18 protein-coding genes and 1 pseudogene are annotated in these 19,930 nt (G+C 75.5%); 8 read left to right on the top strand and 11 right to left on the bottom strand.

The features are described 5' to 3' along the window. Positions 1-93: 93 nt before the first annotated feature. From sepX to glp, 3 genes are all read right to left on the bottom strand, one after another. Complete coding sequence (gene sepX / locus LQ327_RS28835) at positions 94-1,143, bottom strand: divisome protein SepX/GlpR (RefSeq protein WP_308286396.1); 1,050 nt, start codon at positions 1,141-1,143, stop codon at positions 94-96. 314 nt (positions 1,144-1,457) lie between these two features. Beyond that, complete coding sequence (locus LQ327_RS28830; protein ID WP_230739409.1) at positions 1,458-2,129, bottom strand: GNAT family N-acetyltransferase; 672 nt, start codon at positions 2,127-2,129, stop codon at positions 1,458-1,460. A 30-nt stretch (positions 2,130-2,159) separates the two neighbouring features. Further along, positions 2,160-3,401 carry a molybdotransferase-like divisome protein Glp gene (gene glp / locus LQ327_RS28825; protein ID WP_230739407.1) on the bottom strand — a complete coding sequence of 414 codons (1,242 nt, stop codon included), beginning with the start codon at positions 3,399-3,401 and terminating at the stop codon, positions 2,160-2,162. 186 nt (positions 3,402-3,587) lie between these two features. Between glp and LQ327_RS28820 the strand changes: the two genes are divergently transcribed. The 3 genes and pseudogenes from LQ327_RS28820 to LQ327_RS34320 all read left to right on the top strand — a co-directional run. Continuing rightward, positions 3,588-4,967, top strand: coding sequence for a UTP--glucose-1-phosphate uridylyltransferase (locus LQ327_RS28820; protein WP_230739404.1), 1,380 nt, complete (start codon positions 3,588-3,590; stop codon positions 4,965-4,967). 82 nt (positions 4,968-5,049) lie between these two features. Continuing rightward, positions 5,050-5,658: a 5-formyltetrahydrofolate cyclo-ligase gene (locus tag LQ327_RS28815; RefSeq protein ID WP_230739402.1), complete on the top strand. Its 609-nt coding sequence runs from the start codon at positions 5,050-5,052 to the stop codon at positions 5,656-5,658. 32 nt (positions 5,659-5,690) lie between these two features. Further along, positions 5,691-5,888 (top strand): annotated as a pseudogene (locus LQ327_RS34320) (FmdB family zinc ribbon protein); the annotation flags it as partial. Positions 5,889-5,902: 14 nt separating this feature from the next. Here the strand turns inward: LQ327_RS34320 and LQ327_RS28805 are convergent. Both LQ327_RS28805 and LQ327_RS28800 read right to left on the bottom strand, forming a co-directional pair. Next, a complete protein-coding gene (locus LQ327_RS28805; RefSeq protein WP_230739798.1) occupies positions 5,903-6,229 on the bottom strand; it encodes a hypothetical protein in 327 nt (108 codons plus the stop codon). Between the two features lie 325 nt (positions 6,230-6,554). Continuing rightward, on the bottom strand, positions 6,555-7,469 hold the full coding sequence (locus LQ327_RS28800; protein ID WP_230739400.1) for a DMT family transporter: 915 nt from the start codon (positions 7,467-7,469) through the stop codon (positions 6,555-6,557). 136 nt (positions 7,470-7,605) lie between these two features. Here LQ327_RS28800 and LQ327_RS28795 point away from each other — a divergent pair, with 136 nt between their 5' ends. The 3 genes from LQ327_RS28795 to LQ327_RS28785 are packed head-to-tail and all read left to right on the top strand — an operon-like array spanning position 7,606 to position 10,698. After that, positions 7,606-8,301, top strand: a complete 696-nt coding sequence (locus LQ327_RS28795; protein WP_230739398.1) for an SAF domain-containing protein — start codon at positions 7,606-7,608, stop codon at positions 8,299-8,301. Positions 8,302-8,359: 58 nt separating this feature from the next. Continuing rightward, complete coding sequence (locus tag LQ327_RS28790) at positions 8,360-9,178, top strand: class I SAM-dependent methyltransferase (protein ID WP_230739396.1); 819 nt, start codon at positions 8,360-8,362, stop codon at positions 9,176-9,178. Further along, positions 9,175-10,698, top strand: a complete 1,524-nt coding sequence (locus LQ327_RS28785; RefSeq protein WP_230739395.1) for an ABC transporter substrate-binding protein — start codon at positions 9,175-9,177, stop codon at positions 10,696-10,698. The genes LQ327_RS28790 and LQ327_RS28785 overlap by 4 nt, the downstream gene beginning before the upstream one ends. Positions 10,699-10,703: 5 nt before the next feature. Here the strand turns inward: LQ327_RS28785 and LQ327_RS28780 are convergent, their stop codons facing one another. The 5 genes from LQ327_RS28780 to LQ327_RS28760 all read right to left on the bottom strand — a co-directional run bounded on the left by LQ327_RS28780 (position 10,704) and on the right by LQ327_RS28760 (position 16,375). Then, the gene (locus LQ327_RS28780) at positions 10,704-12,170 is read right to left on the bottom strand and encodes an ABC transporter ATP-binding protein (RefSeq protein ID WP_230739394.1); all 1,467 of its coding nucleotides are present in this window, start codon (positions 12,168-12,170) and stop codon (positions 10,704-10,706) included. Then, positions 12,167-12,970 (bottom strand): ABC transporter permease subunit, encoded by an 804-nt coding sequence (locus tag LQ327_RS28775; protein ID WP_230739393.1) that lies wholly within the window; start codon positions 12,968-12,970, stop codon positions 12,167-12,169. The genes LQ327_RS28780 and LQ327_RS28775 overlap by 4 nt, the downstream gene beginning before the upstream one ends. After that, entirely contained in the window at positions 12,967-13,950 is a 984-nt protein-coding gene (locus LQ327_RS28770) for an ABC transporter permease (protein WP_308286395.1), read from the bottom strand. Before LQ327_RS28770 ends, LQ327_RS28775 begins: the two co-directional genes overlap by 4 nt. 6 nt (positions 13,951-13,956) lie before the next feature. After that, positions 13,957-15,489 (bottom strand): ABC transporter substrate-binding protein, encoded by a 1,533-nt coding sequence (locus tag LQ327_RS28765; protein ID WP_230739392.1) that lies wholly within the window; start codon positions 15,487-15,489, stop codon positions 13,957-13,959. A 367-nt stretch (positions 15,490-15,856) separates the two neighbouring features. Next, positions 15,857-16,375 carry a MogA/MoaB family molybdenum cofactor biosynthesis protein gene (locus tag LQ327_RS28760; RefSeq protein ID WP_230739768.1) on the bottom strand — a complete coding sequence of 173 codons (519 nt, stop codon included), beginning with the start codon at positions 16,373-16,375 and terminating at the stop codon, positions 15,857-15,859. A 91-nt stretch (positions 16,376-16,466) separates the two neighbouring features. Here LQ327_RS28760 and LQ327_RS28755 point away from each other — a divergent pair, with 91 nt between their 5' ends. Then, entirely contained in the window at positions 16,467-17,534 is a 1,068-nt protein-coding gene (locus LQ327_RS28755; protein ID WP_230739391.1) for an NAD-dependent epimerase/dehydratase family protein, read from the top strand. A gap of 63 nt (positions 17,535-17,597) precedes the next feature. Here LQ327_RS28755 and LQ327_RS28750 read toward each other — a convergent pair whose 3' ends face one another. Beyond that, positions 17,598-19,055 carry a hypothetical protein gene (locus LQ327_RS28750; RefSeq protein WP_230739389.1) on the bottom strand — a complete coding sequence of 486 codons (1,458 nt, stop codon included), beginning with the start codon at positions 19,053-19,055 and terminating at the stop codon, positions 17,598-17,600. Positions 19,056-19,215: 160 nt separating this feature from the next. Here LQ327_RS28750 and LQ327_RS28745 point away from each other — a divergent pair, with 160 nt between their 5' ends. Next, entirely contained in the window at positions 19,216-19,923 is a 708-nt protein-coding gene (locus tag LQ327_RS28745) for a glycosyltransferase family 2 protein (RefSeq protein WP_230739387.1), read from the top strand. The last annotated feature ends 7 nt before the right edge of the window (positions 19,924-19,930 follow it).

Raw genomic sequence — 19,930 nt, 5'->3', positions numbered from 1 at the left:
GTCGTGAGGCGGCCCCGCCCGCCCCCGGGTGATCATGGAGTGGATGCCGTCGGGGGAGAGCAGCATCCACGAACGATCACCCGGGGACGGACCTCAGGCGCCGGCAGCCATGCGCCGGTACGCGGGAACCCGCGAGTCGGAGAGATCGTGGAAGGCCGGGTCCTCGTCGGTGTCGGCGACCAGCTCGAGGCCGTCGGGCACCGCGGGCGCCGGGCTACGTGGCGCGATCCAGCGCGGCGCGGGGACGTCGACGTCGGAGCCGTCCTCGTCCTCGTCGTCGTCCTCGAACTCGTCGAGGTCCTCGTCGTGGGTGGCGTACTCGTCCTCGTCGTCCTCGACGTCCCACCGCTCGCCGTCGGCGAGGTAGTCCTCGTGCGCCGCCTGGCGCTCCTGACGGGCCTCGAGCGCGCGGCGCTCCCCGGTGAGCCGGGCGAGGCGACGCCGGCGGACCTCGTCCTCGATGCGCGTCTGCCGGCGCAGGAAGACCAGGTAGCCGATCAGCCCGAGGTCGGTGACCCCGTGCAGCCACCAGAGCGTGGGCGTGACGACGAGCGCCGCCAGCAGCGAGATCACCGCCACCGCGATCAGCCCGACGGCGACCCGCTGCCGGAACGAGTAGCGGGCGTGCGCCGCGGCGGCCGCGGCGTCGGCGTCGAACCCGCCGCGCCCGGGGCGGTAGGTCCGCGGGTGGTGGTCGGGCACGCCGTACCGGCCCGCGCCGTCGTCGTACTCGTCGTACCCGTCGTCGGCGGTCGCGAGGTGACCCTCGTCGTCGCGGTCGTCCATGCCCTCGTCCTCCCAGGCGTCGTCCCGGAACGGCCTGCGGCCCCGGCCGCGGTCGAGCACGCGGCCCTGCGGCGCGTCCGCGCCCGGCCGGTGCGTGTCGTCGCTGTCCATCTCCGGCCCCGCGTCCTCGACATCCGAGTCCGGGTCCGCGTCCGAGTCCGTGGCGCTGTCCGTAACGGGCTCGGCGGCCGTCGTGCCCACGGCGGCGGTCGCGGTGCGGTCCGGCCGCGCGAGCACCCGCGCACTGAGGTGCGACTCGGCGGGGCGCGGCACCGTCTGGCGCCGCCGGGCCACCACCGGCACGAGGACGGCCAACCACGCCACCACCAGCGCGGCGAACACCAGCGAGCTCGGCACCGTCCACCTCCCCGACCCGGCCACGACCTGACCGGACCGACCCCGCGAGGCCGGCCCGTCGGCGCAGCCCCTGGTGTGGAACGTGACCGACGCTCGCCACGCTAGTCACACGAGTCCCATGCGCCCCGTAGCCGACGCGGCGTGTCGTGTGCGAACCGTGACCGTCACCCTCCAGTGAGGGAAACCCACGTCGGCGCGGGCCGATGACGGCCACTCGATGGGCTGGCAGGACGACCGAGGCTGCTGGGCCATGTGGGTGCTCCAGCGCCGGTCGAGTCCCGGGTGAGGCGTCGAGGGTGCCCGACCGACCCCGCTCAGGCGCGGGAGGCGCGCCCGGCGCGCAGCAGACGGGCAACGAGACCGTCGGGGAGCACGTCCTCGGCGGTGACCGCGAGCACGATGTGGTCGCGCCAGTCCCCGTCCACCTCGAGGTAGCGCTTGAGGAGCCCTTCCTCCCGGAAGCCGAGCTTCGCGAGCACCCGCAGGCTCGCCCCGTTCTCCGGGCGGACGGTGGCCTCGATGCGGTGCAGCCCGACCCGGGAGAAGCAGTGGTCGACGGCGAGGGCCACGGCCGCCGTCGTCACCCCCTGTCCGGCGTGCTCGGCCGACACCCAGTAGCCGACGTAGGCCGAGAGCAGCGGTTCGCGGACGATGTTCCCGACGACGACCTGGCCCGCGAAGCGCCCGTCGACGGTCAGCGCGTACGGCAGCGCGGTGCCGGCCCGCCCCATCGCGCGCAGCGTCCCCCAGCGCCCCGGCCATTCGATGAGCGCGTTGTGGTCGACCCAGCGGCCGGGCGGCATCGGCTCCCAGGGCGTCAGGTAGGCCTCGTCGCGCAACCGCAGGCGGGACCACTCGCGGCCGTCGCGGAAGCGGACCGGGCGCAGCGAGACCACGCCCGCCGGGGTGCGCAGCTCACGCAGCCGGTCCGGCCAGCCGGGGTGACGGCCGGTCGGGCGCGTCCCTCCCCAGATCGGCACGCCCATGTCGATCGTTCTAGCAGAGGTGCACTGCGCCTACCTCGGCGCCAGGAACGCCACCTGCACCGGCTGGTCCAGCCCGGCCTCGACGGTGTCCTCGTCGATGATGATCAGCGCGTTCGCCTCGGCCAGCGACGACAGCAGGTGCGAGCCGGCCGTCCCGAGCGGCTGGGCCAGGTAGTCGCCCGTCGAGCGGTCCCGCAGCAACTGCCCGCGGACGTAGCTGCGCCGACCCGGCCGCGAGGACACCGGCGAGAGCAGCCGCGCGGTCACCTCCCGACGGTGCAGCTCCGGACGACCGAGGGCCAGGCGCACCAGCGGGCGGACGAGCACCTCGAACACGATGAGCGCCGAGGTCGGGTTCGCCGGGAGCAGGAACGTCGGGACCTCGTCGTCACCCAGGCGCGCGAACGCCTGCACCGAGCCCGGGTGCATCGCCACCCGCGAGGTGTCCATCGGCCCGAGCTCCCCGAGCGCGGCCGCGACCGACTCGCCCTGCGCCCCGCCGACGGCCCCCGCGACGAGGACCACCTCGGCCAGCCCGAGCCGCGCCTCGACCGCTTCGCGCACCGCCGCCGGGTCGCTGGCGACGATGCCGATGCGCGTCACCTCGGCGCCGGCGTCGCGGGCGGCGGCGGCCAGCGCGTAGGAGTTGACGTCGACGACCTGGCCCGCGCCGGGGGTGCGGTCGACGTCCACGAGCTCGTCCCCGACCGCGATCACCGACACCCGCGGCTTCGGGTGGACGAGCACCTTCGTGCGGCCCACGGCGGCCAGCAACCCCACCTGGGCGGGCCCGACGACGACGCCGCGGCGCACCGCGACGTCCCCGGGCGCCACGTCCTCACCGGTGCGCCGCACGTAGGCGGCCGACGGGACGGGGGTCTTGACGGTGACCCGGGCCCGGCTCGAGGGGGCGGCGTCGTCGGTGTGGTCGTCCGGGGCGACGGCGTCGGCCAGCGTCGGCAGCGGGGCCCCGGTGGCGACGCGGACGGCCTGCTTCGGGCTCAATCGATGAGCCTGGCGCGATCCGGCGGCCACCTCCCCCACGACCGGGAGCTCGACCGGCTCCGAGTCGGCCTCGCGCACGTCGACGGCACGCACCGCGAACCCGTCGACGGCGGCCTGGTCGAACCCCGGCAGCGCGCGGTCGGCGACGACCTCCTCCGCACAGAGCAGTCCCTGCGCCTCGGAGATCGGTACGCGCATCGGGGCCGGTCGCACCGCGGCGTCGAGCACCCGGCGCAGCTGGGCATCCACGGTCCTCACGGGCTCCATCGTCCTACGACACGCCGCGCCATCCGGTCAGCGACGCGCCCGGGTTCCCGACACACGACCAGGCCCGATGGTGCACAGCCCGTGCACACCGGACTCCGGGCCGCTTTCGCTAGTCTCGGCCGCGTCCGGTCCGGGGCGGAGATCACATCCGTACCCGGCCTCCCGAGAACCGAAGGCAGCCACCGCATGGTCGATCCGGCAACCGTGAGCGCCGACCACCCGGCCCTCGTCGCGCTGGAGAAGTCGGGCGCGCACCCGATGGAGCTCGCCGCGTTCCGGCGGCGGCTGGCGCAGCTCGCCGACCCCGGGGCGGGCACCCTGCCCGGCGACGAGCTCTCGCCGGTCGACCCGCTCCCCCGCCTGGACGACCTTCCGGAGCCGGACGAGGCGACCACGCGCGCGGTCCTGGACCGCCTCGCCGTCGTGAAGCTCAACGGCGGGCTCGGGACGAGCATGGGCCTCGACGGGCCGAAGTCGACGCTCGAGATCAAGCCCGGCCGCAGCTTCCTCGACGTCATCGCGATCCAGACGCTGGCCCTGCGCCGCAGCACCGGGGCGCGCCTGCCGCTGCTGCTCATGGACTCGCCGACCACCCGCCCGCCGTCGCTGGAGCGGCTGCGCGGGCACTCCGGCCTCGACGACCAGCCGCTGCCGCTCGACTTCCTGCAGGGCATCGAGCCGAAGCTGGACGCGTCGACCCTCGAGCCGGTCGAGTGGCCCGCCGACCCACAGCTCGAGTGGTGCCCGCCCGGCCACGGCGACATCTACACCGCGCTGGCGGCCAGCGGGATCGCGGCGACGCTGCTCGAGGCCGGCGTGCGCTGGTGCTTCGTCTCCAACGCCGACAACCTCGGCGCCCGCCCCGACCCCCGCATCGCCGCGTGGCTCGTCGAGCACGAGGTGCCCTTCCTGCTCGAGGTGGTGCGCGGGACCGAGTCCGACCGCAAGGGCGGCCACCTCGCGATGCGCGACGGCAAGCTCGTGCTCCGCGAGTCCGCGCAGGTCCCGGATGGCGACCCCTCCTTCGGCGACCTGTCCCGCTGGCACTACTTCAACACCAACAACATCTGGTTCGACCTGCAGGCGATCACCGCGCTGCAGGAGGCCGACCCGGCGGCGCCGGAGCTGCCGCTGATCGTCAACCGCAAGACCGTCGACCCGACCGACAAGTCGTCCACGAAGGTGCTCCAGCTGGAGACCGCGATGGGCGCCGCGGTGTCGACGATCGACGGGGCGGGCGCGCTGGAGGTGCCGCGGACCCGGTTCGCGCCGGTCAAGACGACCGACGACCTCCTCGTCGCGCGCTCGGATCTCTGGGAGCTGCGCGACGACGGCGCGATGGTGCCGCACTTCGACGGCGTCCCGCCGGTGGTCTCGCTGGACAAGGCGCACTTCGGGATGCTCCGCGACTTCGAGGCGCGGTTCCCGGCCGGCGCGCCGTCGTTGATCGACGCCGAGCGCCTCGAGGTGCGCGGCGACGTGACCTTCGGCGGCCCGGTGACGGTGCGCGGGTCGGTGACCGTCGACGGGCCGCGCACGCTCGACGGCGGCACGCTCGAGGGGTGACTCGCCTTCCCCGCCGCACGAGGGGAGCCCTCGTGCGCCTGGAGCGACCGGATCCTCCCCTCGTCGGCCGGTCGGGGGCGTCGTGACCAAGGACGAGGTGCGACGGGAGCTGCTCGCCCGCCGTCGGGAACGTCCCGACGACGACCGGTGGCGCGACGCCGCCGCGCTGGCGGCGGCTCTCCCCGGCGTGCTCGACGAGCTCGGCGCCGATCCGCAGCGCCCGGTGTGCCTGCACGTCCCGGTCCGCCGCGAGCCGGGCGCGGCCCCGGACGGCGCGGTGCCGGTGCTCGACGCGGCGGTCGCGCTCGGCCGGCACGTGCTGCTCCCGGTGACGGTGGGTGAGGCGCCCCTGGACTGGGCCGTCTTCGGGGGCCGGGCCGACCTGGTCCCCGGCCCGCACGGGCTGCTCGAACCCGGTGGCGCGCGCCGCGGCCCCGCCGCGATCGGCGAGGCGACGGTCGTCGTCGTACCCGCGCTGGCGGCGACGGCGGCCGGGGTCCGGCTCGGGCGCGGTGGCGGGCACTACGACCGGAGCCTGCCGCTGGCCTCGCCGACGACGCTGCTGGTGGCGCTCGTCGGGGACGACGAGCTGGTGGCGGAGCTGCCCGCCGAGCCCCACGACGTCCTGGTCCACGCCGTCTGGCGCCCCACGGCGGGCCTGCTGCGCACCGGCGCGCCCGGAACACCGTGATGTCCGTCCGTGTTGGCACTCACGTGGGGTGAGTGCCAGATACACTGCCCCCGATCTACGAGTCCCCTCGGGTGACGACAGGAGCGAGCGTGCCCACCTACCCCTACGCCTGCACCGTGTGTGACCACCGGTTCGAGCAGGTCCAGGCGTTCACCGACCCGTCGCTGACCGAGTGCCCCGAGTGCGGGGGCCGGCTGCGCAAGGTGTTCTCGTCGGTCGGCATCGTGTTCAAGGGCAGCGGCTTCTACCGCAACGACAGCCGTTCGAGCTCGTCGAGCTCCTCGTCGTCGTCGGAGTCCGGATCGTCGGCGGGCGAGTCGTCGGGGTCGTCGTCCTCGGACGCCGGGTCGGGCTCGTCGAGCGGCTCCTCGTCGGGCGACTCGTCGTCGTCCGGGGGCTCGTCGTCCGGTGGCTCGTCGTCCGGTGGCTCGTCCTCGAACGGTTCCTCGTCGAGCGGCTCGAGCAGCTCGGGCAGCGGGTCGTCGTCCGGGTCGTCGAGCACGACGGCGGCGAAGAGCGCCTGAGCGTCGTCGGGCCGGGTGAGACCGGCCCGACCGAAGATCAGCAGCACGTAGCGCAGCCCCGGAGGCGCGCAGACCTGCGCACCGTGCCCCTCGTGGAGCCGGCCCCGACCGGCTCCACGATCACGGGCACACCAGGCAGCACGAAGCGGGCGCACATCGGCGTGATGTGCCCCTGATCGAAACGCGGAGAGGAAGACCGAGGGGATGGTCCGGGTCGGCAACCCCGAGTCGCCGACCCGGACCCGCACGGCGCCCGACCCGCTCCCCAGCGGTCGGTGGCTCCGTGCCTCGTACAACGAGAGACGCTTGCACTCGTCTCGCGTTGCCATGAATCAGGTTTGACTTTCCCGTCGCACCCGTTCGAACCAACGACTACTGCGGACGCCGTCGCTCTGCGCCACCACTGGCGGCCTTGGTGGTGGGCCGGTCGCGAGGACTTCCCTCCTGCGCGGCCAGCACCGGCGACCGGGCGAGCAGGAAGACACCGACGGTGAGCAGCACGGCGCCCAGGAAACCGCCCCAGAGCCACGCGCCGCCCGCGACCTGCTCCCCCAGCAGCACCGTCCCCCACAGGAACGCCAGCAGCGGGTTCCCCAGCGTGAGGCCCGGCTGGGAGGCCAGCAGCCGCCCGGCCCGCAGACCGCTCTGCAGCGTCCAGAACGCGATCGGCGCGACCGGGATCAGCAGGTAGGTCTGCCACGTCGTGAGGACCATCCAGAGCCCGCCGATGGCGAGCGCGTCGGTCATCGCCTTGAAGATCACCGCGACGAACCCCGAGCCGATGCCCGCCGCGATCCCGAAGAACGCGGCCTTGCCCGCCGCCCGCGACCTCGTCGCGATCCCCACGGTGATCGCGAGGACGGCGGAGGTCACCAGGACCCCGAGGATCCAGCGGACGTTCCCCGCCGCGAGCGCGTCGCCGCCGTGCGGGCGCAGCGAGGCCAGCATGACGACGAGGCCGACGCTCATGGTCGCGACGGCGGCCCACTCGTAGGGCCGGAGCGCCCCGCCGAGGATCCACCAGCCGACGAGCAGCGTGAACGGCAGTTCCATCACGAGCACCGGCTGGACCAGCGAGACCGACCCGAGGCGCAGCGCGGAGATCTGGCAGATGATCGCCAGCGCGAAGATCAGGATGCCGAACAGCCAGGGCGGCCGACGGACCATGTCCCGGAACGAGCCGGCGGAGCGGCCACGCTGTCGGGCGCTGTCCTGGGCGGCCTTGCGCTGCAGGGTGAGCGCGAGTGCGTTCCCGAGGCACGCCAGGAGCACCAGCACCACGGCCATACGGGTGCGCCTCTCCTCGCGTCCGGACGATCTCGTGACCCCCGGCTGTCCACAGCACCTCTGGGTCCCCCGCCATTGTCCACAGGCGGTGATCGGATTGCCGCACGGGTACGGTCATCGCCCTACCGTCCGGTTCGTGCAGATCACCGGACGGCCGCCGCCGGCAGGCCCCGAGCCACGCGCCGGCCGCGCCCCGCGGCGCCGCGTCCGGCCCCGCCGGGCCCGGGTACCGCACGGCTGGCGGCGCGGGGTCGCGCTGCGCCGCCTCGCCGCCGGGATGCTCCTCGCCCTGGCCGTGGTGCTGGCGGTCGCCGGGGCCGCGTCGCCGTCGGTGGCCGGGGCGCCGGTGGTCGTCGCCCGGCGGGATCTGCCGCCCGGGGCGGCGGTGGGACCCGGCGACGTCGGGGTGGTCCCGCGGCCACCGGAGGCGGTGCCGGTCGCAGCGCTGACCGATGTGGCCGACGCCGTCGGGCGCCGACCGGTCGGACCGGTGCGCGCCGGCGAGGTGCTCACCGACGTGCGGCTGGTCGGGCCGGAGTCGGCCCGGGCGTCCGCGGGGACGCCGGACGCGGCGGGCGTCCCGTTGCGCCTGGCCGACCCGGCGGTGGCGGCGCTCGTGCGGCCCGGCGCCCTGGTCGACGTCGTCGGGGGCGCCGGCGTGGGCGGCGGGGACGGCGTGGTGGTCGCCACCGGCGCGCGGGTGCTGACGGTGCTGCCGGGCGAGGAGCGCTCGGCGTCCGCGCCGCTCGTGCTCGTGGCGCTGCCGGGGAAGGAGGCGGCGCGGGTCGCCGCCGCGACGGTCGGGCAGGAGGTGACGCTGACCCTGCGGTGACGATCGTCGCCCCTGACTCGCTGTTGCAGACTAGTTGCAGAGAGCCCGGACACCACCGATGATCGTCGACGCCCTGGAACCCGGACAGCAGGCGGTGGAGACGGTGACGGTCGGTGTCACGAACGCGGTGGACAACGCGCCGGCGTGGACGCAGCGGTGGGAGACCCAGCAGGCGGGCCACGTCCCGGGGCGGGAGGAGGTCTTCGCGCTCATGCTCGACGTCGTCGAGCGGCTCGTCGGCGAGCCCGCCCGGGTCCTCGACCTCGGCTGCGGCCCCGGGTCGCTCGCCGGTCGGGTGGCGCACCGGTTCCCGGACGCCGAGGTGGTCGGGGTCGACGCCGACCCGGTGATGCTCGAGCTCGGCCGCCGGACCCTCGGCGACCGGGTGCGCTGGGTGCAGGCCGACCTGTCCGAGGACGGGTGGGCCGACGGCGTGGGCACGCCGGCGTCGGGGGTCGACGCCGTGGTCTCGTCGACGGCCCTGCACTGGCTCCCGGCCGACCGGCTCGGCGGGCTCACCCGGACCCTCGCCGGGCTGCTGCGCCCGGGCGGGGTGTTCCTCGACTTCGACACCCTGCTCGCCGACGACCGGGCCACGCCGCGCCTCGCCGCGATGACCGCCGAGCTGCGCCGCGAGCGGACCGACGTGCGCACCGGCGCGCCGGGCTTCGAGGACTTCGCCGCCTGGTGGGAGGCCGCGGCCGCTGACCCGGGGCTGGCGCCGCAGTTCGCCGAGCGGGAGGCGAACCGGCCCGCGGGCGGCCACGGCGGCAGCTCGCTCGTGACCTGGACGGACGCGCTGCGCGCCGCCGGGTTCGCCGAGGTCGACACCGTGACCCAGCTCCTCGACCGTCGCCTGCTGGCGGCGGTGCGGTGAGCCCTGCCCTCTCCCGACGACGGGTCCTCACGGGAGCGCTCGCCGCCGCCGGGGCCCTGGGCCTCGCGGGGTGCGCGGGCGGTTTCTCGTCGGGCCCGCCCGGGCGGTTCCGGGTCGCGATCGCCGGGGGAGGCAGCCGCGAGCAGCTCGACCCGCACGTGCTGCCGCAGGTCGTGGACCAGGTTCGGGCCAAGGCCTGCTACGACACCCTGGTCGGCTACAGCCCGGCGATGACCCCGGTGCCGCGGCTCGCGGAGTCCTGGGAGTCCGACGCGACCGGCACCCGCTGGCGGATCCGGCTGCGCCCGGCCCGGTTCCACGACGGGCGCCCGGTCACCGCCACCGACGTGATCGCCTCGTTCCGCCGGATCGCCGACCCGGCCACCGGCGCGAGCGCCGCGCAGCTCTTCACCGACGTCGACTTCGCCGCGAGCCGCGCGGTCTCCGACACCGAGGCCGAGATCGTGCTCCGCTCCCCGAACCGCCTCTTCCCGATCTCCTGGGGCGCGACCGGCACCGCGATCGTCCCCGGCGGCCGGCCCGACCCCACGCACCCGGTCGGCTCCGGACCCTTCCGCTTCGTCTCCTTCTCCCCCGGCGGACCCGCGCTCTACCGCGCGTTCGAGGCCTACCGGGAGGGCAGGCCGCCCAGCACCGAGCTCGAGATCGTGCCGGTCGACCAGGAGAACGCCCGCGCCGGCGCGCTGCTCTCCGGCCAGGTGCACTGCGCCTACGACCTGCAGCCGACCAGCGTCCTGCGGCTCACCGACGACGAGCGGGCCCACGTGCTGTCCTCGCCCCAGGGCACCAGCCAGTACCTGTGCCTCAAGGTCGACCGGCCGCCGTTCTCGGATCCCCGGCTGCGCACGGCGGTCCAGGTCGGGATCGACCGCGCGGCCCTGGTCCGGGTCGTGCTGCTCGGCCGCGGCGAGATCGGCAACGACCTGCGCGGGCCCGGCGTCCAGTACTACGACACGACGATCCCGCAGATCACCCGCGACCTCCCGCGCGCCACCGCGCTGGTCACCGAGGCCGGCGCCCGCGGGACCCCCGTCGAGATCCTCACCAGCACCACGGACCCGACGTTCGTCCCGGCCGCCACCGAGATCGCGCGGCAGCTGACCGAGACCGGCCTGGACGCGCAACCACGCACCATCCCGCCGGACAGCTACTTCTCGCAGGTCCGCAGGACCGGTGTGGCCGCCATGACCAGCGGCGGACCGCTCCCGATCCCGGACTACGTCGGCCGCAAGCTGGTCACGAACGGCACGCCGAACTACACCGGCTACCGCAACCCGCAGATCGACGCGCTCTACGCGCAGGCCGTCGCGACGCCCGACGAGGCCGAACGCGTCCGTGCCTTCTCCGCGGTCCAGCAGCTCTTCCACGGCGAGTCCGGCAACCTCGTGTGGGGCATCGCCGGGTGGAACGTCGGGGTCGCCGCGGACGTGCGCGGCGTGGAGGCCGACGAGCCCAACACCGACCGCTGGGGGATGTTCGACCGCGCCGTCGCGGCCTGAGAGCCCTACCTCGGCGCCACCCGGGGCGCGGTCCGCTCGAGCACCTCGCCGGTCGGCCCGCGGTCGACCACCCGTCCCGCCGCGAGCACGACCGTCGTGCCCGCCACCTGCCCGACGAGCTCGAGGTCGTGGCTCACCAGCACCAGCGCCGTACCGTGCGCCCGGCGCACCTGGTCGAAGACCTCGACGAGGCCGGCCTGGTGGTCGGCGTCGAGCGCCGAGGTCGCCTCGTCGGCGACGATGACGTCGGGCCGCGCGAGCAGGGCACGGGCCACCGCCGTGCGCTGGAGCTGCCCGCCGGACAGGGCCCGCGGCCGCCGTCGGGCCGTGGTCTCGTCGACCCCGAGCGTGCCGAGGACCGCGACGGCCTCGGCCCGCGCCGCCTCGCTCCCGAGGCCGCGCAGCCGCACCGCCGGGCGCGCCACCTGCTCGAGCACCGCCCGGCGCGGCGCGAACGTCGCGCGGGGGTCCTGGTGGACGTACTGCACCGCGCGGCGCCCGTCGTGGGTGCGGTCGAGGGCGTCGGGGCGCAGCACCGTCCCGTCGACCTCGACCGTCCCGGACCGCGGCACCGCGAGCCCGGCCAGCGCCCGGGCGAGCGTCGTCTTGCCCGCGCCCGAGGGTCCGACCACCGCCACTGCCGCGCCGGCCGCGGCGTCGAGATCGACGCCGTCGAGGATCGCCCGGCCGTCGGCGGTCACCACGGTGAGGCCCTGCGCCCGCAGCCGCGGATGGTCCGTCTCCGGCCCGGGCTCCGCCACGGTCGGCGCCGCGAGGGCGTCCAGCACCTCGGCCGCCGGCCCCTGCGCGTCGACCTGCCCGCCGCGGACCGCCAGTGCCTCGTGGGCGAGCGCGCGGGCCACGTCGTGGTCGTGGGTCAGCAGGACCAGGGCGACCCCGGACTCCGCCAGCCCGGCGAGGCTCTCGACCAGCGCCCGCGTCGTGTCCGCGTCCAGGCCCGTCGTCGGCTCGTCGAGGACGACGACGTCCGGCCCGGTCACCAGCGCCAGCGCGAGCGCCATCCGTTGCTGCTGGCCCCCGGAGAGCTGGTGCGGGAACCGTCGGGAGAGCTCGCCGGTGGGCAGCTGCGCGGCCCGCAGCGCCGCGCCGACCGCCTCCGAGCGCGCCGCGCGATCGGCGCCGTGGACGACGGCGGCCATCTCGTCGAGCACCGCCCCGACCCGGCGCAGCGGGTCGAGTACCGCGCCGGGGTGCTGGGGCAGGTGGCCGACCCGGCCCCTTCCGGCCGTCCCCACCAGCTCCGTCCCGCCGACGCGCACGCTCCCGGTGAGCGCCACCCCCGGGGCCGCCTCCCCGAGCAGCGCCAGCCCGAGGGTGCTCTTCCCCGACCCGGACGGCCCGACGACGGCGAGCACCCCGCCGGTGTGCAGGTCGAGATCGACCCCGGCGACCAGCTCGGCGTCCCCGGCCCGCGCGGCCAGCGAACGGACGGACAGCACCGGGCCGGTCACACGTACTCCCGGCGGTCGAGCAGCCGGTCGGTCAGCAGGTTGGTGCCCGCGCAGAGCGCGACCACCAGCACGGCGGGCACGACGAGCGTCTCCGGCGCCAGGAAGAGCGAGTCGCCGTTCTGCTGGATCACCACGCCCCAGTCCGGCGACGTCGGTTCCAGGCCGGCGCCGAGGAAGTTCGCGCTGGTCAGGACGGTCACGACGAGCACGACCCTGGTCCCGGCGTCCACCGCGAGCGCCCCCACGGCCGCCCGGGCGGGTTCGAGGAGATGGGAGCGCCACCACGGCTCGCCCGCCTGGATCTGGGCCTCCTGCACGGCCAGCCGGCCGGGGGCGCGCGCGGCGCTGCGGACCAGGCGCACCAGCGCGGGCAGCTGCACGAACGCGGCGCCGACGATCAGCCAGAGCACCCCGCGCCGCCCGGTGGCCGCGAGCACCAGCAGGACCAGCAGCGGCGGCAGCACCAGGGCCACGTCGACGAGGCGCAGCCCGGCGGTGTCCAGCCACCGGCGGCGGGTCGCGGCGAGCAGCAGGCCCAGCGGGGTGCCCACCGCGTAGGCGAGGGCCAGCGCGCCGACGGTCAGGCCGACGACCGACAGGCCGCCCGTGAGCGCGAGCCCCAGGACGTCGCGGCCGTAGACGTCGGTGCCGAGCACGGTGCCCTCGGTGCCGGGCGGCAGCAGCGGCGTCGTGCCCGGCGGGGTCTGCGGCGCGACGAGGGGACCGACGAGCGCGGCCAGCAGCGGGATGCCCGCCAGCAGGCTCCCGACGACGAGGGTGGCGTCCGGACGGCGGGTCACCGGAGGGCCTCGCGGTGCGGCGCGAGGCGGTCGGACACGAGGTCCGCGAGCAGGTTGACCACCACCGTCGTCGTCGCGAACAGCAGGGCGTACCCCTGCACCAGTGGGAGGTCCCGCCCCTGGACGGCCTCGACGAAGCCCGCGCCCACGCCGGGCAGCGCGAAGAGCGCCTCGACCACGACGACGCCGCCGAGCAGCCCGTCGACGACCCGGGCGAGCTGCTGCACCGTCGGGGGGAGCGCCCCGGGCAGGACGTGACGCAGGAGCAGCGTCCGCTCGCCCATCCCGAGGCGGCGCAGGTGCACCACGTACTCGGCCCGCTCGGTCTCGACGACCCCGATCCGGATCTGGCGCGCGAGCCGGCCGACCTGGTTCAGCGCGAGCACGACCACCGGCAGCACGAGCACGGCCGGTCCGGTGAAGCTGCCGCCGCCCGCCGTCGCGGGGAGCCAGCCCAGGGTGACGGCGAAGACCGCGACCAGCACGAGGCCCGACGCGAACTCGGGGATCGCCTGGCCCGCCGTCGCGACCGCCGTGATCACCCGGTCGGTCACCGACCCCGGCCGGCGCCCCGCCGTCACACCCGCGGCGAGCGCGACCGGCACGATCACGAGGAGCGCCAGCCCGGCCACGCTCGCGGTGCTCGCCAACCGGCCCGCGAGCTCGTCGGCCACCGGGACCCCGGTGACCAGCGAGCGGCCGGGGTCGCCGGTCAGCACGCCGCCGACCCAGTCGGCGAAGCGCAGCAGCACCGGACGGTCGAGGCCGAGCTGGGCGCGCAGGGCCGCCACCTGCTCGGGGGTGGCCTGCTGGCCGAGGACGACCTCCGCGGTGTCGCCGGGCAGCGCGGCGGTCAGCGCGAACACGATCACCGAGACCGCGACGAGCTGTCCGGCGGCGACCGCGACGCGTCCGACCAGCCGCCGCGGGAGCGTGCGCGGCCGGTCGACGGTCCCGGGGGCCGGGGCGGTCGTCGTCACGGGCGGTCAGCCCAGGCGGGCCCGGTCGAACCGCGCCCACCGGTCGGTGTTCGGACGGGCGACCTCGACGCCACCGAGGTCGGCCGCGATCCCGACGTGCATGTCCGCGGCGGCCCACACCAGCATCCCCGACGAGGCGCGGATGAGCTCCTGGGCGCGGGAGTAGCTGGCGACCCGGTCGGCCTCGTTCGGCGTCGCGACGGCCGCGGCGGAGAGCGCGTCGATCTGCGGGTCCCGGTAGCCGGTGAAGTTGCGGGCGGTGGCGCTCGAGACCATCCGCCGCCCGATGTAGTCGGGCAGCGGAAGTGAGCCCACGCTGCTCACCGAGGAGACCCCCTGCGACCGGATCGTGGCGTAGTAGCTGTCGGGCGGCAGGGTACGGGGGACGACCTGCAGGCCGATCTCCCCCAACTGCTGCGCGATCACGCCCGCCGCGGCCTGGTAGATCGGGTCGGCCGTGCTGGTCTGGAGCTCGATCCGCGACCCGGTCGCCCCGGCCTGCGCGACGAGGGCCGTGGCCTGCTCGACGTCGCGGGTCACCTGCGGCGGGGCGGTGTCGTAGTACTGCGCGCCCTGCCCGAAGAGGTCGTTCCCGACCTGCCCCTTCCCCAGCAGCACGACCCGCACCAGCGCCTGCCGGTCGAGACCCAGGCGGACGGCCTCGCGGAGCCGGGGGTCGACGAAGGGCGGCCGGTCGACCCGCAGGTAGAGGAACTGCGACGCCGAGCCCGGTGCGGAGAGCACCTTCGCGCGCGAGTCGGTGCCGAGCGAGACCGCGCTCGAGGCGCGCAGGTCGAAGGCGTACGCGACCTGCCCGGACAGCAGCGCCCCGACCCGGCCCTGCTCCTCGTCGACGGGGACGAACTCCAGTTCCCGGCTCGGCGGCGCGCCGCCCCAGTGGTCCGGGTTCGCGCTGTAGAGCGCCGGCCCGCCCGGGCTGAACGAGACCCATCGGAAGGGGCCGGTCCCGACCGGGCGTTCGAAGCTCGTCGTGCCTCGCGGGACGATCTCGGCGCCGGGTGCGGCCCAGGCGAGCGGGAACAGAAAGTTCGGCGCGGTGAGGACGACCTCGACGTCGCGGGGGCCGAGGGCGCGGCTCGCGGTGAGGTCGACGGTGGTGAAGAGCTTGGCCGCGGTCGCGCCGGTCGCGGGGTCGGCGATGCGCCGGAACGTGTAGAGGACGTCGTCGGGCGTGAGCGGCCGGCCGTCGTGGAAGCGGGCGTCGCGCAGGTGGATGCGCCAGCGCGTGCCGGTCGGGTCCACCTCCCACGACTCGGCGAGCCGCGGCACCGCCCCCATGTCCTCGGACCAGCAGCTCAGCGTGTCGAAGCACGCCTTGGCGCGGGCCTGGTCGACGTAGTTCAGCACGACGTGCGGGTCGAGGTTCTCGCGCGAGCCGCCCCCGGCGAACGCGACCCGCAGCCGGTCGTCGGACGCCGCCGACCCGCACCCGGAGAGCAACGACGCCGCGCCCAGGGCCACCCCTGTCCCGAGCGCTCCCGCCAGCACGGTCCGCCGAGTGGGCCGGCCCTCCGACATCACACCTCCTGAGTGCGACACCTCAACATGTGATGAAGTGAGGGTAACGTGGCTCCCCGCGTCCGGTTCGTGTCGTGGAGTGACGCTCGGCACCGTTCCGCGCCGACTCAGCGCCGACTGATCAACAGCACACAGCGCAGCCCGACCGCGCCGCGGACCTGCCTGACGTGCCCCTCGTCGGCAGCTCAGCCGTGGTGGGGCGGGCGCTGGTCGTCGTACCAGCGGCGGTCGCGCTCGGCGTCCCCGCGCGCGCGATCAGCGTCGTCGCGCTCGTCGGCACTCGCCCCGGGGTCCTCCCCGAAGAGCGCCTCACGAGCCCGACGACGGGCGGCCGCCGCCCCAGCGTCGTCGTCGGAACCCTCCGGGGTCAGTTCTCCTCCAGCCCCGACAGCTCGGCGACGACGTGCGAGATCAGCGGCGTCAGCGTGGCCATCCCGTCGCGCACGGCAGCTCGCGAGGCGGCGAGGTTGACCACCAGCGTCGACCCCGACACCCCGACCAGCCCGCGCGACAGCCCCGCGTCCACGGCACCCGCCGCCAGTCCCGACGCGCGGATGGCCTCGGCGATGCCGGGGATCGGCCGGTCGAGCACCCCGGCGGTCGCGTCAGCCGTGACCGCGCGCGGGGAGACCCCGGTGCCGCCGACGGTGACGACGAGGTCGACGCCGCCGATCACGGCGGTGTTCAGCGCGTTGCGGATCGCCACCGACTCGCCCGGCACCACGATCGTGCCGTCGACGACGAGGCCCGCCTCACCGAGCAGTTCGGTCACGAGCGGACCGGTGGTGTCGGCGACCTCCCCGGTCGAGATGCGGTCGTCGACGATCACGACGAGGGCGCGGCCCAGCAGGTCGTCGTCGCCCCCTCCGAGGGACTCGTCCTGCATCGCCGTCGACCGGGGGTGCTCCATACCCGCAGACCCTAGCGAGCCCCCCGCGGACCCCGCCGCCGGATTGCCCGACGTTACCGTGAGCGACGTGCGCGTCCTCCTCACCGGCGGTGCCGGGTTCATCGGGTCGGCCATCGCCGACCAGCTCGCCGACCGCGGGCACACCCCCGTCCTGCTCGACGCGCTCCTCCCGCAGGCGCACGCCGACGGCAAGGCCCCGGAGTGGACCGACCGCTTCGACCTGGTCCACGGCGACGTCCGCGACGCCGGCCTGCTCGACCGGCTGCTGCCCGAGGTGGACGCGGTGTGCCACCAGGCGGCGATGGTCGGGCACGGCGTGGACCCCAACGACGCGCCGGACTACGCCGAGAACAACGACGTCGCCACCGCCGTGCTGCTCGCCGCGATGTACCGCGCGAAGCACACCAGGCTGGTCATGGCGAGCTCGATGGTCGTCTACGGCGAGGGCCGCTACTCGTGCCCGGAGCACGGCGTGCAGCCGCCGCCCGCGCGCACGCAGGCCGACGTCGACGCCGGGCGCTACGACCTGCCCTGCCCGGTCTGCGGCCGGGATCTCCAGGGCGAGCTGGTGCCCGAGGACGCCGCCCTCGAACCGCGCTCGACCTACGCCGCGACCAAGCTCGCGCAGGAGCACCTCGCGGTCGCGTGGGCCCGCGCGACCGGCGGCCGGGTGTTCGCGATGCGCTACCACAACGTCTACGGCCCGCGGATGCCGCAGAACACGCCGTACGCGGGCGTCGCGTCGATCTTCCGGTCGGCGCTCGAGCGCGGCGAGGCCCCGCGGGTGATGGAGGACGGCCGGCAGCGGCGCGACTTCGTGCACGTCAGCGACGTCGCGGGCATCAACGTCGCCGCGCTCGAGGCCGCGGTCGACACCACCCCCGAGGGGACCTGCACCCCGCTGAACGTGTGCTCCGGCGAGGTCCGCACGATCTCCGACCTCGCGACCCAGCTGGCGAGCGCGATGGACGGGCCGGCACCGCAGGTCGTCGGCGGGGCACGGCCGGGCGACGTCCGGCACGTCACCGCCGACCCCGCCCGCGCCACCGAGGTGCTGGGCTTCCGGGCCGCGACGTCGTTCGCCGACGGCATCACGCGGTTCGCCACCGACCCGCTGCGCGCCGCCGTTCGCTGACGCATGTGCGTGTGTTTCCGTGCCCTGGCACGGAAACACACGCACATGTCCGTCAGGACGAAGTCACCACGTCGTGAGCAGCAGGCTGTTGACGGCGATCGCCACCGCGGCCTGGACGAGCAGCCACCAGCGCGCCGAGCGCGGCGGGAGCATCGCGCAGGCGAGCACCGTCCACGTCGCGAACGGCAGCCAGATCCGCTCCACCTCGGCCTTCGACAGCCCCGAGACGTCCGCGGCGGTGACCGCCACCAGGACCGCGCCGACCAGCAGCACCACCGCGAGCGGCGCCCGCCGCGGCCACCACGCGAGCCGGCGCACCCCGGCGAACGCCGCGGGCCCGATCGTCAGCGCGAACGCCGCGAGGTTCCCCCACACCCAGTAGTCGTACGGCCGCAGCAGCCCGTACTCGCCGACCTGGTAGTAGCGCAGCTGGACCTGGTCGTACCCGTCGAGCCACCAGAACCCGCCCCAGGCGAACAGCCCGACGACGACGGCCGCCCCGACCGCACCCGCGATCAGCGGGGACCAGCGCCGCACCAGGATCGCGACCACGATAGGGACCAGACCGCCGGTGACCAGCCCGTACGACAGGAACAGCGCCCCACCGAGCACGACCCCGCCGAGCAGGCACAGCACCGCGCCGAGCACCCCGCGGCGCACCGCCCCGAGCGCCAGGAACGCGACGCCCCAGGCGAACACGGCGGCGAACATCCCGTCGGCGGACACCCCGACCCAGACCGCGCCCGGGAAGAGCACCCCGAACGGCAGGTAGCGCCGCGCGACGTCCCGGCCGGCGGTCACGGTCTCCGTCGGGAGTCCGAACTCGCCCCGGCGGGCACGCAACCCGCCGAGCGAGCCCACCGCCACGGCGACCGCCACCGGCGCCGACGCTCCCAGCAGCAGCGTCGCCAGCCCGGCCGGCTCCCCGCCGGGGCCGAACAGGTCGGCGACCCAGACGTAGAAGATCGTCGCCAACGGCGGGTGGCCCGACGCGTGCGTGACCAGGGTGCCCGGGGTCATCCCGACGATGCGGCCCGCGAAGGTCTCGAGGAACGGGCCGAGGCCCGGGAAGCGCGCCACCTCGACGAGGTACTCGGTCGGAGTCGTGAGCCGGTTGATCACGCCGACCTGGTAGCCGTCGATCAGCGCCAGCCCGAGGGTCCACCCGGCGGACGCCACGTAGGCGAGGCCCAGCAGCGGGCCCCAACGCATCCGCGCGGCCACGGCGGGCCCGGCGAGCGCCACGAGCAGGGCGACGAGGACCGCGGTGATCCCGCCCGGCGAGAAGTGCGGCAGCCAGTCCGCGAGCAGCGGCGGCCAGCCGACGAGAATCTTCTGGCCCTCGTGGATGTCGGCCCACCCGACCAGCGAGGCGGCCACGACCAGGCCGGCGCCCAGCAGCGCCGCGACGAGGTCGCCCGGCAGCCGTGGCCCACGCCGGCGGCCGGTCTCGGGACCACCGGGCGTGACCGAGCCGCCGTCGTCGTCGTGGGAGCGGGTGGCTCCGAGCACGGTCGTCACGGCCACGGAGAGTACGAACCGGACGTGGCGGCCCGGTGAGCCGGGCCCACCCGGACGTGGCAGGTCCTCCGGATGGGCGGACTTCACCCGGGACACACGCGAGCGTGATGGACGGGACCCGGGTGCGCGGACCGGACGGCGACCTCATAGCGTGACCGCGGTGAGCGACCGTGTCGATGTCGTGCTCCCGTGCCTGAACGAGGTCGAAGCGCTGCCCGCGGTGCTGGACGCGCTCCCCGAGGGGTTCGACGCCGTCGTCGCCGACAACGGGTCGACGGACGGCACGCCGGACCTCGCGGCCGGGCGCGGGGCACTCGTGGTGCACGAGACCCGCAAGGGCTACGGCGCCGCGGTGCACGCGGGCCTGGAGGCGACCCGCACCGAGGTGGTCGCGGTCATCGACGCCGACGGTTCACTGGACCCGGCGGAGCTCCCGGCGATGGTGAGGATGCTGCGCGACACCGGCGTCGACCTCGTCGTCGGGCGACGCGTCCCGGCCGCACGTGGGGTGTGGCCGTGGCACGCCCGGCTGAGCAATCTCGTGCTCTCCGGGCTCATGCGGGTGCGCGGCGTGGGGGTCCGCGACATCGCGCCCGTGCGGGTGGCACGCCGGCAGGCGTTGCTCGATCTCGGGATCACCGATCGGGCCTTCGGCTACCCGCTCGAGCTGCTCATCCGCGCCGGCGCCGCCGGGTGGCGGATCCGTGAGGTGGACGTGGCCTACCGGCCGCGGGCAGGGGGGAGATCGAAGGTGTCCGGTTCGGTGCGCGGCACGTTCCGCGCGGTCCGCGACATGACCAGAGCGCTGGCACGCACGAGGCCCGGCGCACCGCCCGCCGACGCGGACGGGCGACGGGCGAACCGATGACCACCCC

The sequence above is a fragment of the Actinomycetospora endophytica genome, assembly GCF_021026375.1.
In the GTDB taxonomy this organism is placed as follows: domain Bacteria; phylum Actinomycetota; class Actinomycetes; order Mycobacteriales; family Pseudonocardiaceae; genus Actinomycetospora; species Actinomycetospora endophytica.
This window is presented reverse-complemented; position numbering and strand designations above follow the sequence as displayed.